We start from the raw sequence: 19,705 nt of genomic DNA, 5'->3' as shown, positions 1-19,705 counted from the left end.
TAACTATACTTACAGTACAATAATTACGATAGCGAACACTTTGTTCACTTTAATTGTATCAACCTATGGTTTTAATACAATATATAAAACATCATATATGTTCATTACGGAACATATATGATGTTTTGTACTAAAAGTATGACAGGAGTTAATATGGATCGTAGACAGAAAAGGACTCGTAAAGCCATATTTATAGCTTTTAACGACTTATTATCTAATAAGGCATATGACAAAATCACCGTTCAGGAAATCATTAGTGCTGCAGATATTGGACGCACCACATTTTATGCTCATTTCGACACAAAAGAGGCATTACTAGAAGCCCTCTGCGAAGACTTGTTTTTACATATAAAAGATAGTATTAATCATTTACCTCATGCTCATGGTCTTTATCAACAAAGTGTTTACCCCGTCTCAGTATTTGGTCATTTATTACAACATTTACAGCAAAATGAAAATAAAATCCTCGAACTACTAGCTAGTGATAATAACGAAATCTTTTTGCGCTATTTTAGAGATCATCTAAATGAGTTGGTGCAAGGATATTTCATCAATCAAGACCGTAAAGCAAATACAAATCTACCGGATGACTTTATTATCAATCATATTTCAGGTAGTTTTGTCGAAATGGTGTTATGGTGGGTAAAAAACGGCATGAAAGAATCACCTACAAAATTAGACAATTACTTTCATGCCGTTATAGAACCTATTATATAATTAGGGTATTCGGATTTTATGGTGGAAAAGGGCTTATAAATCACCCTTCTCCAAATTCTTAATAAGTGTGGAAAAATCGACACCTAAGTTGTCTGTAATGTCGTGATCATTCACTTCATACCAATTGAAAGTATCGTATAACATAGCTTTATTGAAAGCACTTGAATTAAATCGTGGCTTACGCTTTTTATGGAGCTTCTCATTGAAAAGGATTTTGGCTCGTAAGGCATCAAACGAGTAACCTCTACCCATTCGCTCTACCTGCCTAATAATGCTGTTAATTGACTCCGTATAAGCATTAGTTAGCCTTTTATCAAAGTAGTTGAATATTTCAACATGCCAGTTGTCTACGGCTCTCACGAGGTCTTTATATGCGTCTTTAGAGTTGCTGGACATACAACGGTGTCTCCATTGACTATAACGAAGATGACCTTCATCTGGATCAGGAGTATCCCATATCCAGTAAAACTCTTCTTTGAGTTCATAGGCTTCTTTTAAAGCAGGAAGATTACCTAACCAAGTATCTAAGAGGAATGATTCACGTTCATTTAGATCGTGTTTACGCTTTAGAAGGATAAACCTTTCACGCATAAGGGTACGTCTTTCTTTTTGGCTCATATGGGCTTTCAAAGACTTTCTGACGTTATCTCTAAGGCTTGATTAGCCATTCTAACTACATGAAACTTATCTACGACAACTTTAGCGTGTGGAAGGATAGTGTTCACTGCGTCTTTGTAGGGCTTCCACATATCCATTGTGACGTACTCAATGTAAGTCCTGTCACTGATTTCTGAAAGACGTTGGATGACTGTTTCCTTGTTACGGTTAGGCTTGATGTCATAAATAGTCCTGCGTTCAATATTAGTCAATACAAGCCGAGGTCTACGGATAATATGTATCTCGTCTATCCCAAGCCACTTAGGAGTTTCAAACTGGTATTCACGTTCTTTGAGTGCCACATAGTCCTTAAAAACGTTCCTAATGGTTTTCTCGTCAACACCAACGCTTTCTGCGACTTCTACAAAGGTCTTAGACATGGATTGCTCTTGAATGGACTTTAAAAGCCTTTTGGTCATACTACGCTTTTCATCTACAGATATAGGCGTTCCCAGAAGGTAGATCCGCATTTACGACACTTGTATCGTCTACGGTTCAATTGTAAGCCCACTCGCTTTAAACGAATGGGCAAATCCATAATTAGTTGATTTCTTGAACTGTGTTTGTACAACTTGTCAAAACCACATTCAGGACAACGTTCAGGTGGTCCGACTGCTTCAACTTTAAACGTCATATCGGTTTCATTTTTTTGTGGCGGTTCTATTGTTTTAATGTCTGGTAGGGATAATAAGTCTGACATATTATTCATCCTTTATTACTCAGCGGTGTTAAGGTATCAATTATAGATTTGATGTCGAAATCATCAGTGTTAAATTATTTTTGTGACCACAAATGCACTTAGAAAATCCCTTAAAGCATTAGCTGGTTCACTTGAATAGGGAGTTGTAAAAAAGTTCCCTTAGCCTGCACAACAAGATAATTTCGAAATATCTTTATCGAACGTAAGTGCAACTAATTTTAGCCCTTCAGCCATTGTTAAATATGGTGCTAGGGTTTCTGTTAAATCTTCTATCGTTAAGCCAAATTTAACAGCTAATGATGCTGCATAGATGACATCTCCTGCATTTTCAGATACAATATGAACCCCTAATACTTTTAGTGTTTCTGCATCTGCTACTAGTTTAAATACACCGGTTGTTTCACGGTTTACAATTGCTCTTGGAACAGCATCTAAAGGTAATACAGATGTCTTCACATCATACCCTTTCTCTTTTGCTTGTTCTTCTGTTAAACCAACCGTTGCAACCGTCGGATTCGTAAACGTAACAGCAGGAACTACCGATAAATCTATTTTTTTGTTTAATCCACCAATAGCATTATCAGTAATAATTCCACCTTCATAGGCTGCTACATATACAAATTGTGGTCCTAAAGTCACATCTCCTGCTGCATAAATCTTTTCATTACTTGTTTGACCAAAATCATTGATCAGGATTTCATTATTTTTTCCAGTTTCAACACCTGCTGCACTTAAATTTAAAGAATCCGTATTTGGTTTTCTTCCAGTGGCAACAAGTAACTGATCTGATTCAATGACTTCTCTACTGCCATTTACTGTTACGTAAACCCTTTTTATCTCTCCACTTTGTTCAACACGCTCAAAAGTTGCCCCTTTGACAAGGTTTATACCCTGTTCAATTAACGCTTTTTCAACTGACTCTGAAATCTCAGGATCATACTCCTTTAAAAGTCGCTCACTTCTTTGCATAAGCGTTATTTCTGAACCTAAATGATGAAATAGTTGTCCAAGCTCCATTCCAATGTATCCTGAACCAATTACAGTTAATCGTTTTGGTATTTTCTTTAACTCAAGAAGTGTTGTACTAGTTAAATAGTCCATTTTTTCAAGTCCTGAAATTTGGGGCAACGAAGGCGATGCACCTGTTGCAATTAAAAAGCGTTTTGCAGATAACTTTGCCCCATTGACCTCAACCGTACTAGCATCAACGAATTTTGCTTCACCTTTAATTAAATCAAAATTATATTCATCAATTAAATCCATATATTTTTGATTCCGAAGTTCGCTCACCAATTTATCCTTTTGCGTGATTAAACTAGCTAAATCCACTTCTCCAGCGGATGTTTGTAAACCTATAAACGGATTGTCTTTTGATAAATGATTGATTTCCCCTGCCCTAAGAAGAGTTTTTGACGGAACACAGCCAATATTCACACAGGTTCCCCCAACCGTTCCACGCTCAATCATTCCAACTTTTGCACCGTATTCTATAGCTTTAATTGCCGAAGAAAAGGCAGCAGCACCAGAACCAATAATAAGAAGGTCATAATTGTCTTCATTAATTAACGCCACGTTTTCTAGTGATGATACTTCTTCAATTTCTCCGGCTTGGTAATTTGCTTCATCAATCGCCTTTATTGCACTTTCAACCTCAATATCATCGGGCAGTTCAAATACTGCTTCACCACGACGATAACTAGACTCAATATTTTTAGCACCTATCTTTTCAAGTGCTGATTCTACGTGTTTTTCACAACCCGTACAAGTCATTCCTGAAATGTTTACCTTAAATTTATTCATAAAAAAGCTCCTTTCGTTAATTAATCTCTCATGTTAATGTTTCTATTATTGGACACGAATGTAATTGCTTTTCATCTGGACATCGTTGTTTTAAGTCGTCTAACATAGTTTCAATTCGTTTTAAATCCTCTATTTGTTTTTGCACTTCCTTTTGTTTTTTAGAAACAAATTCGAACATATCTTGACAACGAACTTCATCTTTATCTACAACACCAAGTAATTTATAAATCTCGCTTAAAGAGAAACCAAGTTCCTGTATTCGTTTAATAAACCCAACACGCTTAACGTCATCATATGAATATATCCGATAACCAGCTTCCGTTCGGTGAGGTTCTTGTAATAAATTTTTTCGCTCGTAATATCTGATCGTTTCTTTATTAACTCCACATTTATCTGCAAACTCACTAATGCGATAAATCATCTTATTTCACCCCCTGAATATTATAAACCATGTACCATAGTACACGGTCAAGTAAATTGGACTATTTTATTTTTTCCCCAAAGTATCACTCGTATGTGATTGATACTTTTATATAATACTATTGATTATCCTAACATCCCACCAGAAAATCCGATTTAAACACCAGTTGTTTTTAAACTATTAAGAAAGTAATTCCACTATATATTCCGAAGACCCTATAATTATTAAAATTCTATCAAGATACAACATTGATTGGTTCACCCTTAAAGAAGGCTTGTACATTGTCACGAATGATTCCTACCAAGCGTTGACGTGTTTCAAGGCCTTTCCAACTCATGTGTGGAGTAATGATAACATTATCTAGGGTATAAAGAGGGCTATCCTCAACTGGTGGTTCTACCTCTTGTACATCGAGACCTGCACCTGCAATGCGTTTGGCTGCTAATGCTTTACAAAGGTCTGCTTCATTAATAAGAGGACCACGCCCCGTATTCACGATAACTGCATTAGGCTTCATCTTACCAATTGTTTCTTTATTAATAAAATGTTTAGTTTGGTCATTCAATGGGCAATGCAATGTAATATAATCACTATTTTCAAGTAATTCATCAAGACTTACATAACGAATACCATCCCCATCAGCTTTTGGTGTACGTGTATGAACCAAGATATTCATGCCAAGTGCTTTTGCTACTTTGATAACTTCCATTCCGATGTGACCAGCACCAACAACACCTAATGTTTTGCCATTCACTTCTGTATGACTCACTTGCAAATATTTTGTAAAGTTACTACGATCACCTTTAGCAAGCATACCAATTTGTTGTTGCATAGTGGACGCAAAATTAAGAATCATCATGATTACCGTATGTGCTACACGCTCTGTACTGTATGCTGGAATGTTGCACACAGTGATACCCTTTGCCTTTGCTGCATTGAGGTCGATATTATTATAGCCTGTGCCGGCTTCTACGATGAGCTTTACTGTATCTGGAAATTGTGAAAGTAACTCAGCAGTAACAGAAATCTCTTTTGTTACTACTACGCGAGCACCCTGAATGCGTTCGATAAGCTCAGTATTTGTACTGTTATCATAAACCTGTACATCATTAGATAATATGGAGAAATCTAATGCATGGTCATAATTCATTTTACTTGCGTTTACAACTACTACACGTTCACTCATGAGAACCTCCTAAACAACTAAAAAAATAAGAAAAAGTTTACTCAATTACTTTTATAGATATATATCAAATATATAAAGAATTTATCCATATAAATTATACTATTATCTATAGAATTGGTACAAATATCTATAGAATCAAAAACATCATTTGTATAAATAATACTATAATATATAGCCTAAATAACACATCTAACCATATTAATTAGTATTCTTTCACAATTATTGTATATAATATATGCAGAAGAGCTATAAAATTAAAAATATAACTAATTTTTCTGTATAAAACTTTCACAAAAGTATTGTGTAATTCCCCAAAAGTTATAAAATAAGAGTAATGTTATATAGAATTGAGGAATACCATGAGACCCACCTATTTGACCATAAATACAAGTCTCGTTCGCGAGAATTTGCGTAAAATTAAAGATAGTTTGCCTGAGTGGAGCACATCTACAGCTGTTATCAAGGCCAATGGCTACGGCCACGGCAGCGTTATGATGGGCCGTATTGCTGTGGAGGAAGGTTACGAATCCTTAGCCGTTGCTATTCCAGAAGAATCCGTACCACTTCGCAATGCAGGTATTATGGTGCCTATTTATTTATTAGGACTCACAAGGCCACAATCCTTTGAACTTGTGGCAGACACTAATTCGATTCCTGCCGTTTGTGAATCTACCGACTTGGAATCACTCAATAAAGTAGCCGATAATCACGACATGATTATTCGCGTTGCTGTTGCCGTTGATACAGGCATGCATCGCATCGGTATCAAGCCTGAGGATGCCATTGAGTTTATCAAACGCATTGAGTCCTACGAAAATTTGGAAATAGACGGATTCTTCTCCCACATGAGCAATGCTGATGCGGCGGATCAATCACACGCCCATAGCCAAACGCAAAAATTTCATCGCATGGTGGATGAAATACGAGCATTCCGTCCAGAAGCAGATTACCGTTTCTCCCTCGCCAACAGTGCAGGTCTTTTATCTGTCAAAGATAGTCTATTCACAGATGCTCGTCCTGGTATTATTCAATACGGTATCATGCCATCTCTTGATGTGCCAAATCGATTGGGCTTAAAACCTGTTTTATCCTTCCATAGTGAAGTTGTTCATGTACAACATATCCCTGCTGGCGAAGGCATTGGATATGGATCTACCTATATCACAACTGAGCCAATGACAATTGCTACTATCCCTGTAGGCTATGCGGATGGCTATCCTCGTAGTTTATCCAATCGGGGCACCGTACTGATTCATGGCACTCGTTGTCCCGTAGTAGGCCGTATTTGTATGGATCAATTCATGGTTTCTGTTCCAGATACAATCACGGTAAAGCCTGGCGATAAGGTGGTGCTTCTAGGGTCTCAAGGTCATGAAAGCATTTCTGCTTTAGAAATTGCAGCCCTTGCTTCCACAATTCCTTATGAGATCTTTTGTGGATTCTCAGAGCGCGTACCACGACAATATATTTAACCTATGTAAAATAAAGAAAGCCCGTATCACATGTAGAAGTCTACATGTGATACGGGCTTTCTTGCTCTCCTATACCCAGCGTGCTGTAAAGCAGTTACGTTCTTATTGTGAGAGAGAGTATATATACCAAGTATATAATCTTATGATTCGGAGGGAACCACAATTCATAAGGGGCCCTCTGAATGATAGACGGCATAGGAGAGAGTCAATGTTTATCTATCCAATCCAGAGGGCTGTGTGTAATTGTTTATTGTGTGTGTTGTTTATTGTGTGTGTTGTTTATTGTGTAGTGTTTTTGTGTGTTTTATGTGTTGTGTATGTGTGTGTAAGTGTACTTATGTTATGTGTGTATAGTTTTGAGTGCTTAGTGTTCGTTTTTGAAAGGGTTTACTTTACAGCGCTATAGAATAGGAGATCAACTTATTTTGCTACCGTCCCTGTTTTAGCATCCAATACAACGGATATCGGTTTATTTTGTGCATCATGGAACTCTATGGTATATAGTGATTTTCCATTTTGATTAGCAAGAGACCACGCATTAATACCAGTCGCTACCTTGCCAGACTGTACGAAAGCTGCATTAATTGCCACATGTGGAGGTATGACTGTTCCGGCATCAATAGCACTAGCTTCCATAGATGCATCATATGCTTTAGGAGTACCATCGGTTACATTACCAGTAGCCACATCTAGAGTCATAGAATGAGCACCACTAGTATTAAAACCAGCTACTTCATAGATGGCAGTTTTACCTTGAATTTTGAAGGATACATTAGTGATTTTGGAGTTTCCAAATTTACTTTCGAATTGGTCAATTAAATAATTAGCACCAACTACGAAAATACTATTTTGGTCTACTACGCCTTCTTGCTGGTTGGTTGTGCTAGGTTGTGATTTTCTACTTTTAGAGTTTTTTTTTCCTCTTTAGTAGGCTCTTCTTTATCAGCTTTTTTTTCGTCTTTCACAACTTTTACTTTAGGCGCTTTATCTACTGCAGCTTTTTTAGTATTTTTAACTTCTTTACCATGCTTCGCTACAGAATCAGATTTTTTATCACCACTGCGTACTACTCTTGGTTCACTAGGAGCTTTAGCTACAGATGCAGTTTCAATAGAAGGGACCGCTGCTGCAGGATTTTCTGTACTAGGCACTACAGTTTCTTGAGCTACTGGTGTTTTAACATCTTGTGTAGCTGTTGGAACTGGTGTAGTATTACGAACTGCTGTACCTACTTGATTAGCTTCTGCTACAGGAGCTACCGGAGTTTTAGGTGCAACTGCAGTAGTATCCACATCTGGAGCCACCGCTACAGTAGGAACTACTGGATCAGTAACTGGTTGTGCTGGAGTCGCTGTACTCGCTGTTTCTTGCGTAACAGGCATTGGAGTTACTGGTTCAGCTGCTGTTACAGCTACAGTGGCACCAAATACGCCAGCCACTGCTAAAGCAATACTACTTTTTAAAATAGATTTTTTCATATTGTCCTCCTTATTAATTCATATACATGCAACTTTACGCATGTATATTTCCAGTCAACTCAATGTCATCATGTAAGTTCCAAAACATATATCTAGCATGGACTTGTAGATATATAGTTTGGAAATTTCAGATATAGTTGAGTTTGTCTTTCGACTGGTACACATACTATCGATAGTCTATGAAGTCAAAATGTAGAAGAACCATTAAATGCTTATTTTATAGTGAGTTTAGAATGAATTTATATATAATTCCTATAAAATCCTATGGGATTTACTTTATACTTAAAAATTCCATGAATAACATGTCAAAAGCCGTTTACCCCATATATAAGGGATAAACGGCTTCAAAATACACGTGTTGATATCTAAAAATTCATATTCATGAGCAAACTTTCACAAAAAATACTTCAATACTAGTTATTTTTTTAAGAAAAACAGTATTAATCTATTTAATTATTATATTCAGAATAAAATAACTAGGCACTATTAAGATATAATAACTAGTCAATCATATATTAGTCATCAAATTTAACAGATAGCAATTTACCGTTCATTGCATCCATACGTACATGTACCTCTTTATTATCTTCTGTACCAAAGCTAACTTTGTACACGATTTTACCTTTATCATAGCGCACAGCCCATTCGTTGAGACTCACAGCTTTGCCTTTTGTTTGGGCATAAGCAAAGTTCACCACTGCTGCAGGAGGTAAAATTTCTCGTGGATCAAAAGATTTTTTCTTTAACGATTTATGGAAGTCCCCTTCGCGTTTTTCAAAGATTTGATTAGTAGCATAGATATACGTTAACTCATATTTGCCAGTTTCATCAAAACCTTCTACATCATACTTAATTTGACCTCCATCCGCATCAAAGGCGATTTCCGTAATTCCAGCATTTGGATGATTTTGGATAAAGGCATTTAATAAACCATTAGCGCCTACAATCGCCGCATGGTTGCCATCAACAACTGCCACAGTTGGCTCTACAGCTACTAAAGGGGCTGCACTTGCATTTGGCATGCCAAATGCCGCTGCCAAGGCCAATACAAGGCTACCTTTTACAAAAAATGATCTCATTGGTTCCTCCATATCTCAAACAGTTATCATAACAATATATATACAATTATACACTAAATCAACGCGGTTTATAATCTTTATTTATATAATTAGTGCATGTACCTACGCCCTATGATACAATGCACATAGATTCATTTTTGTAACTACATGTGAGCTAACTATGATTTCAATTTACCCCACTATATATCACGAATTTCAATGCAAGGCCGATCAATGCGAAAATACATGTTGTCAGCTGTGGACCATCGATATAGATGAGCCTACTGCTGAACGTTATCATTCCATGACAGGTTCTCTTGGTGAAAGCTTACGCCAAGCCATCACTGTTGATGATGAAGGCAGTCATTTTATCTTTTCTAAAGCACAACCTATGTGTCCCTTACTCAATGAAAAAGGTCTATGCAAAGTAGTTCTTGAATTAGGAGAAGAAGGACTTTGTGACACCTGTCATATGCATCCACGCTTTTATAAATACATTGAAGACTTAGAACTATGTGGCGTTGGATTATCTTGTGAAGCATCGGTTGAACTATTAGCCCAACAAGAACCAATGGACTTACTCCTCTTTACAATTGAAGATGACCATAATGAATTCAATTCTAAGGAGCGATTAACACTCCACAATATTTTTGAATTATTAGCCTTTGATTTAGATCCTAATCTATTCCAATATGCGCCAAATCCCACAAAGCAGTCTTTCAAAGAATTATTAGACCTATATAAAAAAACGGAACCCATCGATGAAAATTGGACTGCACAGGTTAATACATTATCTAGTAAACTAGACCAACTCACCGCATCCGTACAGACCTATATACAGCAAGAGGATATGAGCCTATTTAACAAAGTGTACCAATATATATTGTATCGCCAAATTGATATGCTATCAGACTATTCCTTGGAATCTATCTTGGCCTATGCAAAGGATGGTACTGACTATATACTTATAGCCAGCGCCTTAGAGGGACAACCATTAAAACAAATTGCTAGATGGTCACAACAAATCGAATACGACGAAGATAATGTGGCGCTATTATTACAACACTACGAAGCCCAACTTATTATAGAGTGAACAAAAACCGCAAGAATTTTATCTTGCGGTTTTTTTAAGTCTTATTATAATACATCATTTGAAGAGAGTATGAACAAAGCGAATCCATTGAGGTAATACAGAGACAGATAATAATGCCACAATAAAGATAACAATATAGGTTTTAATGATACCTAATTCAACATAACGTCTCATTAATTGGGCTACAATGAACACGGCATAATACTGGCTGAACATCGTAATAAGATAAGCCATATCCCCTACATATTTTTGAAGAGACAAAGAGAAAAAAATAATCCCTAGTATATGAATTAATACTAAGACAACCGTGCGAAGTGCATTTGTATAAGCTAATCCATATATATAATTGCGCAATACCCCACCATAAGTACCACGACCACCTAATAAAACAAGTAAGCGCCATATAACAAATGAACCGATGATAATTTGAAAAATTAAAAATACAGAACTTGCTAAAATACTAATTACATCAAAATGAGTTAACCCAGTAATCCGTTTAATTCCGAGCATTGGAGATATAACTTTCACCATAAACGGTAAGCTATAGGTCATTATATATAATACAATAGTAGATACGACTAGATTCAGAATGGCTCTTGTATGAGCTCCATAATTGATAATATTCTGAAAAGATTGTTCGCTAAGCTTGGTAAATAAATGCAATATATCCTTATACCATGTCATAAATGCTCCTTTTAGTTTAAAACTAGTAAAAAAGGACGAGCCATGTCTCGTCCTAGATATATCATATGTATTTTATCGAGTCAACATATAAATCCATTCAAACACGTGTACCAGCAAAAGAGCAATCAACATTAGAATCAAACCTTCATAAGGGGTCCCATTAATACATGCTCCCACAATACGTCCCATAGTTTGTAACAATAATACGGTACTTAAAACACATAGCACAATCATACAGAAGCCAATGATTGCTTGCAGTATTAATGGTACCGAAGTTAAAATCAGCATAATCCCTGCTGTAAAAGTAATCAATGCCACAACAAGTTGAGCAAATGACATGATATGCAAAATACCGGTTGTAACAGTTCGAACATAAAATTTACGCTGTTGAGCAACCGCATAAACTATAATGATACATGCCATGAAAATAACTTTTCCGATTACCCATGCAAAGCGCCCCATATTCCAAAATTCTCTAGGACTACCCATCTGTTCCAAAAAAAGTTGTATTTCATGTTGACCTACTGGAAGAGATAGCGATTCCCACCTTACTAATAACGAAGAATTGCGTATAAACGCACGTATAGCATCTAAATATACGCCTTCACCTACAATAGTAAATTGATAACATATGAGTGTTAATAGCAACATGCCTATGAGTTGCCCATAGGCAATATCAAAGTGATACATACGAGGATTATTCTCTTCAATAGGGTTTAATAAACGATAGATAAACTGCATTAAACCCACCATCATAGGTATCACCACCTTTTACACAATATACATACACAACATTTAAGTTTGAATACTATAACATACAATACACAATAAGGAACTATAAAAAATAGTTCCTTTTCATTTTCCGTTCATCATTATAACACAAAAGAGCCTATAAAAGAATGTGGTTTTACTATATTCTAATTGCGGTTCCTTTAAAAAATAAAAAAGGGGACTGTTTTGTTACAGCCCCTTTCATATTTTTCATGTTATGTAATTATCTGGAAGTAGCAAGTACTACCATACCAATCAAGACACCTAAAATGATTACAGGAATTAAACTCGTAATAATAGAAATGCCAAAAGTTGCTAAACGGGATTTATTAATTTGGCGACTCAATAATGTTAAGCATACCCAGAATGTATAAACTGCAAAAGCTATCGTTGCGAATATAATAATAGTTATCCATACAATACTACCTACTGTAGAATCAGGATGAGAGCCTAGTAGCAGCAAAAATGGCAATGATAGTAATAGGAATCCAATGAAATAAACTAGCCCCATAATCTGATTATAAGCTTGTTCATACCACATAATTTTTAACACAGACTCATATGTAGTATTGGCATCAAATTTATTAGCGACCCAAGAAAAAATAGCAGAATAAATAGCAATACCAATAAAAGCAAATAGCAAGCCAACCGCTAGACCTAATAAGCCAACCCCAGAAAGAGCTGCCGCACCAGTAAGTGCAACATTAAGTTTATCCACAAATATCATACTCAGAAAAGCCGGTAGAATATTTGAAAATACGAATGACGTCAATGCCAAAGCTACTGTAGCATAGAACCCTTTGCGACAAGATCCATGCTCTACAATCTGTGGAATACCACGTTTAAAGGGAGCTACTATAAGCTGCCAAATATCTGAATACCATTTTGTTTCCATAAATCCTCCAAAACACCTATATTTCTCTAATTGTAACACAAACTATATTTAAACCGTCATGGACAACATTATACCTCCCACACCAAAGATGAAGGATATTATGTAAAAAGAAATACCCGTTATCCAAAGATTTAGACCAAATTGCTTATAGGTAACTTGCCCCTTCAAAATAATAACTATGGTCAAGCCCTTTCATCAGCAACCCCTGATTTATTAATGATAACCATATTAGGTTTCCTTTTTATTTCATCTATTAATATATTATACTATATAATTCAAATTTTAAGACATTATTCTAACCTATTATAACACAAAAAAGCAGCCCCACTAGGGGCTGCCTTTTCGTTTATCTTATTGCAAAGATGCTGCAATTTTTGTAAGGTTTTCATCCATACGTTCTAAGTATGTTTTATTATCTTCGTTGCTTTCGATAGTATAAATAGTTTCTACCTTAGCACCTACTTCTTGTGCCAAAGTTTTGGATACTTCTGGGCTAGCCATTTCTTCTGCAAAGATAGTAGTAATATGGTTTTCTTTAGCGTATTCGATAAGTTTAGCCAATTGTGCTGCATTAGGTTCACCTTCAGCAAATACATCTTCCACACTGTTTTGTTCTAAACCAAAATCACGGCATAGGTACGCAAATGCTGCATGGCCTGTAACAAAGTTTTTATGCGGAGCTTTAGCGAATTGCTCTTCATATTTTTTAATCATTGCATCTAATTTAGCAACGTATTCAGTATAATTCTTTTCATAATAATCCTTGTTTGCTGGGTCAACTTTTACAAGGGCATCCTTGATATTTTTCACTTCAATTTTAGCATTTTTCAAAGATAACCATGCATGAGGATCTTCTGCACCATGTTCTTTAATTTCTTCTGGGTCAGTATTTTTAATAGCTTCAACACCTTCAGTAGCTACAACAGATACGAGTTTATCATTTTTAGCTGCTTCGATAGCTTGTTTTGCCCAAGGCTCCATACCAAAACCGTTATACACAAATACTTGAGCTGTTGCCAATTGTTTCATATTTTCAGGCTTCAATTCGAAATCATGTGGTTCTACGCCATCTGGTATAATAGTAGATACCTCTACCTTGTCACCACCAATAGCCTTAGTAAACTCAGCCATTGCATTAAAGCTTGTTACCACTTGGATTTTTTTACCTGCTTGTTCCTTCTGTGCATTCGGTGCATCGTTGCCACAACCTGCAAATAAAGCAGCCATCATAATACCTACAACTAACAAAATCAGTTTCTTGATCATCGTAGTCCTCCTTTGTAAAAACCTGATCGCTATGCCTATACAGAATATAAACCATTCTTTAGTTGCAGTTGCGACTCAGTTGCATTTGTAATATAGTTATAGTATAAACTTACTTAGAATTTTGTCAATCAGAAATGTGGTTTTCATATGTTATCAATAGAACATCTTTATTTTTCCTATCAAGGTCAACCGCCTTATGTGTTAAATGACCTTAATTTACATATTCACAGTGGTGATTATATATCCATCGTTGGGGATAATGGGTGTGGTAAAAGTACCTTGCTCCGTCTCATTTTAGGTTTTCTTACCCCTGTAAAGGGCTCTATCAAGCGAAGCACCAATAATATTCGGTATGTGTCTCAAAAAAATGACTTCTCTCACGCAGGATTTCCTATTACGGTAAAAGAAATCCTCGATTCCTACCGCAAACTTTTAAAGATTAAAGATAAACAGGAAGTCAATCGCGTATTAGAGCTTACCCATATGACGGAATTTAAAGACCGTCTCATCAGCAAACTTTCAGGTGGACAAGCTCAGCGTGTATCTATCGCCCGCGCCCTCATCGGTAAGCCTGACCTCATCATCCTCGATGAGCCTTCAACAGGTATCGATAGAAAAAGCCAAGAGGGCATCTATGCTCTACTTCGAAATTTGAACCAAGAGCACCATATTACGATTATCTCTGTTGAGCACAATATCGAAATGGCTCTCGCCAACTCTACCAATATCTACCATATTGCAAATGGTCAAGGTCACCTTTGCTCCCCTGAGCAATATGCTAGTGAAATCATGCACAGTACAGGTCGCAATCCAATAGATCACAAAAACTGCTCCTGTTTCACAGATGTAACAATAGAAGCTCAGGCTCAGGCTCAGGCTCAGGCTCAGGCTCAGGCTCAGGCCGATGATACCACAGTTGAGGAGGTGCGCCATGTTTAGTTATGATTTTATGCAAAATGCCTTCTTCGTAGCAATTTGTATTTCTCTTTTATGTCCATGTATTGGTATCTTCATGGTGCTACGCCGTTCCAGTATGATTGGCGATACCATGAGTCACGCATCACTAGCAGGTATTACACTAGGTTTATTAACGAATACTAATCCAATTTTAGGAGCCTTTATCTTCACTGCCATCTGCGGTGCACTCATCGAGTTCTTGCGAAAATATTTTTCACACCATCTCGATCTTATTCTTACTATCATCTTATCCCTCAGCATCGGTACAGCTATTACACTTATTAGCTCAGGCAAACTAAAGGCTAACGCAAATGTATTCTTCTTTGGTAGCATCCTAACGGTAAACGCAACCGATATGATTAGCATTGCAGTGCTCACCATTTTATCAGTATTAACGCTATACTTTTTGTATAACTCCTTACTCTACATCGCTTACGATGAAGAAGCGGCTCGTGTAGCAGGTGTTAAAGTAGATTTTATCAACTATATCTTTGCTATCTTAATGGCTGCCGCCGTATCCATTTCTATTAAAATCGTTGGTGTTCTCGTATTGAGTGCCATGATTGCACTACCAGTAGCATCTGCATTACAATTAGAAAAAGGATTTAAAATAACTTTATTATGCTCCATTGGATTTAGCTTACTTGCCATGATCATCGGACTTTTTGGATCCTACTTCCTTAACGTAGCACCTGGTGGCTTCGTGTCCCTAACATCGGTAGGTATTTTACTGGTAGTGTTAGTCATTAAAAATATTCGCACCATTATACGACGCTTTCAGTTTAGTAGATAAGCTAAAACAATAATTTATATATTTAGGCATAAATATTATAGCTAGTTAGAGTAATATAACTAGTTAGAGTCAAATAATATAGCTAGTAGATTAAAAAATATAACTAGTTAAATATAAAAATATATCTAACCAAATGCGATAGCATATTTGATATTCTATTAGCCATATAAGTCATTTAACTATACAGGTGTATAGCATGTTTAGTATTAAAATAGAATCGAAAGAGAGCTATGAATACAACAACTTGGCCAGAAGGCATAAAAAAGACCAAACAGCGCGAAGCCATTTGGTCTGTATTAACAACTACAGATAAACCCATAACTGCTATGGAAATCGCAGAGCGATTAGGCGATGGTAGCACGACATGGATGTCTACTATTTACCGTACCCTTGAGCTGTTAGAAACAAAAGATATTGTTACCCGTACAACACTCATGGGTAGCGATATGGCATATTATGAAATCACCCCTCATACACACCGCCACTATGCTGTATGTACGAGCTGTGGTGCTATGATACCACTCCATACCTGTCCTGTCGTAGAAATGCCTAAAGAACTCAGCAAAGCAGGATTTACTGTGACGGAACATCACTTAGAGATTGCTGGAATCTGTAGAAACTGTAAGGATAAAAATAAATAACAAAAAGGACGTAACACTGTAGTTACGTCCTTTAACGTTTTAGCGTATACTTTGGAATTAACCGTATTTAGCTTTCACCAATTACAGCATCAACGGAGCCACTAAGAAACCGAGTGCTACGGAGATGGCAATAGCAAGTACGCCAGGTATGAAGAACGGATGGTTAAATACGAGTTTACCAATTCGTGTAGAGCCCGTATCGTCCATTTGTACAGCCCCCAAAAGTGTTGGATATGTAGGCAATACAAAGAGTGCAGATACAGCTGCAAAGGATGCGATAATAATATAAACGGATCCTGTGTTCTCTGGTGTAATACCGAGAGCTAGAATTACAGCTGGTACCAAAGCTTGCGTAGTTGCCGCTTGACTATACAACAATGTACTTGCAAAGAAGAACGCTACCGCCAATAGGAACGGATATGCTGTTACCATGCTAGAAGCGAGCGCTTTGATTTCAGGGATATGACCTTTTACAAAGGTATCACCCAACCATGCTACGCCTAGTACACAGACACAAGCGGATAAGCCGGATTTGAATGTACTTGTATTAACAAGTTCTGCTGTATCAAGCTTACAGAAGAATGTGATAGCAGCCGCAATAATCATCATAAAGCCGATGATAGCATCATTTCGACCAAAGATAACTGGTTTAATAATACCAATGTTTTTGGAAATTGCTGTTGCGTAGAATACGATACAAATGATACCAATCAAGAAAATCAATACTGAAGTTTTTGCACCAGGTTTTAAGTGGAAATCAGTGCTTTTTTCACGAGGTGGCGCCACGTGACCTGCCGCCAAACGTTCTTGATACACTGGATCAGAAGATAAATCATTATTCGCAAAGGTAGACATGATAAATGCCGTAATCATAACCCCTACAAATGTTGTGGAAATACAGATGGCGAGCAATGTAGGATAGTTAACACCATATGGCTCAAGGAACCCACTCATAGCAACTACTGCTGCCGATACAGGACTCGCTGTGATACCAATTTGGCTTGCTACAACGGCGATAGATAATGGCACAGATGGCTTAATGTTTTCACTTTTCGCCACCTCTACGATTACTGGAATCATAGAGAATGCTGTATGACCAGTACCCGCTAGAATAGTTAAGAAATACGTAACAGTTGGTGCCAAATAGTTGATATGCTTAGGATTTTTACGCAAAATACTTTCAGCAATGCGCACCAAATAATCAAGACCGCCGGCTAACTGTAAGGCACAGATGGCTGCGATAGCAGACATGATAATCAGAATTACATCCCATGGAATCTGTCCCGGAAACATCCCCATACCAAGGCTTAACAACACAACCCCAAGGCCGCCAGCGTAACCGATGCCCATGCCACCTAGGCGAACACCGAGGAAGATGGCACCAAATAAAATAATAACTTGCATAATTACATAAATGTCCATACGATGACCTCCTTTATACATATATAGTATCATAGATATGCTAAATAATCATCGAATTTTGGCAATGTATAGTCTATAGTTTAAAATATGACGAAATTTCGATATGTTATGCAAAAAAACTACACCCCATTGCCTTAAACTACTAACAAAAGACAATAGGTGTAGCTTTTCAATAATTAATTTAGCATTATAAAATAATTGGGCGCATATCTTCAAGTATCCCCTCTTCCTCAGTTGCACGTTGGATACTTTCACCTACAATACGAACCATGTCCTCTAATTGTTCCACAGTCGATGCCAATGGAGGCATAAGGATAACCACGTCGCCAATAGGGCGGCAAATAAGACCTTGTTCACGGGCAAGGATTGCCACCTTAGCACCTACCGCATCATTTGGGCGATACGCTTCGTGGGTGGACACATCTTTTTCAAGTTCAATACCTACGATGAGACCCCGCTGACGAACCTCTTTCACATGCTTCAAAGATTTAATAGGTTCTAAGGCCTTTGTGAAAGCTTCTACTTTAGCAGGCAATTGTTCAATTACCTTTTCATCACGGAATACTTTCAAAGAAGCCAACGCAACGGCACAGGCCAAGGCATTACCAGTATAGGAGTGACCATGATAGAAGGTTTTCTTTTCTTCAAAAGTGCCGAGGAATGCATCGAATACGCGTTGTGTAGTCAATGTTGCTGCTAATGGAAGGTACCCACCAGTGATGCCTTTGGATAAGGTCATAAAATCTGGAGATACTCCTTCATGTTCGCAAGCAAAGAATTTGCCAGTTCGGCCAAAGCCAGTAGCTACTTCGTCAACGATGAGGAATACATCGTGTTGTTCTGTTAACTCACGAACCCGTTTCAAATAACCGTGAGGCATTACGAGCATGCCTGCCGCTGCTTGCACCAATGGTTCCATAACAAGAGCTGTAATTTCATCACCTTCTTCGTTAAGGATACGTTCCAATTCAGTCAACGACTCTTCAAAAGCTTTATCTCGATCTGCCAAATCTCTATACACACCAGGGCTTGGCAATGTTAATGGTTTAAATAATAGATTATGGAATACTTGGTGAAATAATTGAATACCACCTACGGATACGGTGCCTAATGTATCCCCATGATAGCCTGCATTGAGGGCGATAAACTTAGTTTTCTTAGTTTGGCCCACTTGCTGACGATATTGATATGCCATCTTAATAGCCACTTCGATAGCTGTACTGCCATCATCGGACAAAAATACTTTATCGAGGCCTTTTGGAGCAAGCTCTACAAGTTCTTTACACAATTGTGCAGACGGAGGACTTACGAGACCTAATAATGTGCTATGCGCAATTTTATCGGTTTGATCCTTCAATGCTTGGTTCAATACAGGATGGTTGTGACCATGAATATTAACCCACAACGAAGATACGCCATCGTAATACTTTTTACCGTTCTCATCGATGAGGTATACCCCCTCACCGCGTTCAATTACTACTGGCTCTTGTGCTAGCCAATCTTGCATTTGTGTAAATGGATGCCATACAAACTCGTGGTCCCATTGTGCTGCTTGTGAAAGCTGTTTTTCTGCCATTTCGTCACCTCATACTTACTAAGTTTTACAAACTATAACTCTCTATGACTATAAATAAACTATAACTATAAATAATGTAAGTTAAATTACTCTATATAATGTAAGTTAAATTACTGTG

18 protein-coding genes and 1 pseudogene are annotated in these 19,705 nt (G+C 37.2%); 6 read left to right on the top strand and 13 right to left on the bottom strand.

Going from position 1 to position 19,705, the window contains the following annotated elements:
* Positions 1-153: 153 nt before the first annotated feature.
* Positions 154-717, top strand: a complete 564-nt coding sequence (locus HMPREF0873_RS07665; RefSeq protein ID WP_004697862.1) for a TetR/AcrR family transcriptional regulator — start codon at positions 154-156, stop codon at positions 715-717.
* Positions 718-750: 33 nt separating this feature from the next.
* On the opposite strand, the pseudogene HMPREF0873_RS10155 reads toward HMPREF0873_RS07665, so the two are convergent.
* The 4 genes and pseudogenes from HMPREF0873_RS10155 to HMPREF0873_RS07645 all read right to left on the bottom strand — a co-directional run bounded on the left by HMPREF0873_RS10155 (position 751) and on the right by HMPREF0873_RS07645 (position 5,481).
* Positions 751-2,074, bottom strand: a pseudogene (locus HMPREF0873_RS10155) (ISL3 family transposase).
* A 159-nt stretch (positions 2,075-2,233) separates the two neighbouring features.
* Entirely contained in the window at positions 2,234-3,874 is a 1,641-nt protein-coding gene (gene merA, locus HMPREF0873_RS07655; RefSeq protein ID WP_001031935.1) for a mercury(II) reductase, read from the bottom strand.
* A gap of 28 nt (positions 3,875-3,902) precedes the next feature.
* On the bottom strand, positions 3,903-4,295 hold the full coding sequence (gene merR / locus HMPREF0873_RS07650) for an Hg(II)-responsive transcriptional regulator (RefSeq protein ID WP_001863748.1): 393 nt from the start codon (positions 4,293-4,295) through the stop codon (positions 3,903-3,905).
* A 235-nt stretch (positions 4,296-4,530) separates the two neighbouring features.
* Complete coding sequence (locus HMPREF0873_RS07645; protein WP_008715300.1) at positions 4,531-5,481, bottom strand: 2-hydroxyacid dehydrogenase; 951 nt, start codon at positions 5,479-5,481, stop codon at positions 4,531-4,533.
* A 359-nt stretch (positions 5,482-5,840) separates the two neighbouring features.
* On the opposite strand from HMPREF0873_RS07645, the gene alr reads away from it, so the two are divergent.
* Positions 5,841-6,953, top strand: coding sequence for an alanine racemase (alr, locus tag HMPREF0873_RS07640; RefSeq protein WP_004697849.1), 1,113 nt, complete (start codon positions 5,841-5,843; stop codon positions 6,951-6,953).
* Positions 6,954-7,373: 420 nt separating this feature from the next.
* On the opposite strand, the gene HMPREF0873_RS07635 is transcribed toward alr, so the two are convergent.
* The 3 genes from HMPREF0873_RS07635 to HMPREF0873_RS07625 form a co-directional block, all read right to left on the bottom strand.
* Positions 7,374-7,652 (bottom strand): PepSY domain-containing protein, encoded by a 279-nt coding sequence (locus HMPREF0873_RS07635; protein WP_004693966.1) that lies wholly within the window; start codon positions 7,650-7,652, stop codon positions 7,374-7,376.
* A 158-nt stretch (positions 7,653-7,810) separates the two neighbouring features.
* The gene (locus tag HMPREF0873_RS07630) at positions 7,811-8,431 is read right to left on the bottom strand and encodes a hypothetical protein (RefSeq protein ID WP_008715299.1); all 621 of its coding nucleotides are present in this window, start codon (positions 8,429-8,431) and stop codon (positions 7,811-7,813) included.
* A 515-nt stretch (positions 8,432-8,946) separates the two neighbouring features.
* Positions 8,947-9,510: a PepSY domain-containing protein gene (locus HMPREF0873_RS07625; RefSeq protein WP_012863831.1), complete on the bottom strand. Its 564-nt coding sequence runs from the start codon at positions 9,508-9,510 to the stop codon at positions 8,947-8,949.
* A 160-nt stretch (positions 9,511-9,670) separates the two neighbouring features.
* Between HMPREF0873_RS07625 and fliB the strand changes: the two genes are divergently transcribed.
* Positions 9,671-10,582, top strand: coding sequence for a flagellin lysine-N-methylase (fliB, locus tag HMPREF0873_RS07620; protein ID WP_008715298.1), 912 nt, complete (start codon positions 9,671-9,673; stop codon positions 10,580-10,582).
* Positions 10,583-10,636: 54 nt separating this feature from the next.
* Here the strand turns inward: fliB and HMPREF0873_RS07615 are convergent, their stop codons facing one another.
* The 4 genes from HMPREF0873_RS07615 to HMPREF0873_RS07600 form a co-directional block, all read right to left on the bottom strand.
* The gene (locus tag HMPREF0873_RS07615) at positions 10,637-11,266 is read right to left on the bottom strand and encodes a hypothetical protein (RefSeq protein ID WP_008715297.1); all 630 of its coding nucleotides are present in this window, start codon (positions 11,264-11,266) and stop codon (positions 10,637-10,639) included.
* A gap of 72 nt (positions 11,267-11,338) precedes the next feature.
* Positions 11,339-12,022: a hypothetical protein gene (locus HMPREF0873_RS07610; RefSeq protein ID WP_038125768.1), complete on the bottom strand. Its 684-nt coding sequence runs from the start codon at positions 12,020-12,022 to the stop codon at positions 11,339-11,341.
* A 238-nt stretch (positions 12,023-12,260) separates the two neighbouring features.
* A complete protein-coding gene (locus tag HMPREF0873_RS07605; RefSeq protein WP_038125767.1) occupies positions 12,261-12,932 on the bottom strand; it encodes a hypothetical protein in 672 nt (223 codons plus the stop codon).
* Between the two features lie 351 nt (positions 12,933-13,283).
* Positions 13,284-14,198 carry a metal ABC transporter substrate-binding protein gene (locus HMPREF0873_RS07600; RefSeq protein WP_008603023.1) on the bottom strand — a complete coding sequence of 305 codons (915 nt, stop codon included), beginning with the start codon at positions 14,196-14,198 and terminating at the stop codon, positions 13,284-13,286.
* A gap of 147 nt (positions 14,199-14,345) precedes the next feature.
* Here HMPREF0873_RS07600 and HMPREF0873_RS07595 point away from each other — a divergent pair, with 147 nt between their 5' ends.
* From HMPREF0873_RS07595 to HMPREF0873_RS07585, 3 genes are all read left to right on the top strand, one after another.
* Positions 14,346-15,137 carry a metal ABC transporter ATP-binding protein gene (locus HMPREF0873_RS07595; protein WP_004693986.1) on the top strand — a complete coding sequence of 264 codons (792 nt, stop codon included), beginning with the start codon at positions 14,346-14,348 and terminating at the stop codon, positions 15,135-15,137.
* Positions 15,130-15,948, top strand: a complete 819-nt coding sequence (locus tag HMPREF0873_RS07590; protein WP_004693987.1) for a metal ABC transporter permease — start codon at positions 15,130-15,132, stop codon at positions 15,946-15,948. The genes HMPREF0873_RS07595 and HMPREF0873_RS07590 overlap by 8 nt, the downstream gene beginning before the upstream one ends.
* Positions 15,949-16,178: 230 nt before the next feature.
* Positions 16,179-16,589, top strand: coding sequence for a Fur family transcriptional regulator (locus HMPREF0873_RS07585; RefSeq protein WP_008715294.1), 411 nt, complete (start codon positions 16,179-16,181; stop codon positions 16,587-16,589).
* Positions 16,590-16,670: 81 nt separating this feature from the next.
* Here HMPREF0873_RS07585 and HMPREF0873_RS07580 read toward each other — a convergent pair whose 3' ends face one another.
* Together HMPREF0873_RS07580 and bioA are read right to left on the bottom strand one after the other, a co-directional pair.
* Positions 16,671-18,011, bottom strand: coding sequence for an anaerobic C4-dicarboxylate transporter (locus HMPREF0873_RS07580; RefSeq protein WP_008603031.1), 1,341 nt, complete (start codon positions 18,009-18,011; stop codon positions 16,671-16,673).
* A gap of 187 nt (positions 18,012-18,198) precedes the next feature.
* The gene (gene bioA / locus HMPREF0873_RS07575; protein WP_008715292.1) at positions 18,199-19,587 is read right to left on the bottom strand and encodes an adenosylmethionine--8-amino-7-oxononanoate transaminase; all 1,389 of its coding nucleotides are present in this window, start codon (positions 19,585-19,587) and stop codon (positions 18,199-18,201) included.
* Between the last annotated feature and the right edge of the window lie 118 nt (positions 19,588-19,705).

Source organism: Veillonella sp. 3_1_44, from assembly GCF_000163715.1.
Lineage (GTDB): Bacteria > Bacillota > Negativicutes > Veillonellales > Veillonellaceae > Veillonella > Veillonella parvula_A.
Note: the sequence above shows the minus strand (reverse complement) of the source record. Positions and strands in the feature narration are given on the sequence as shown.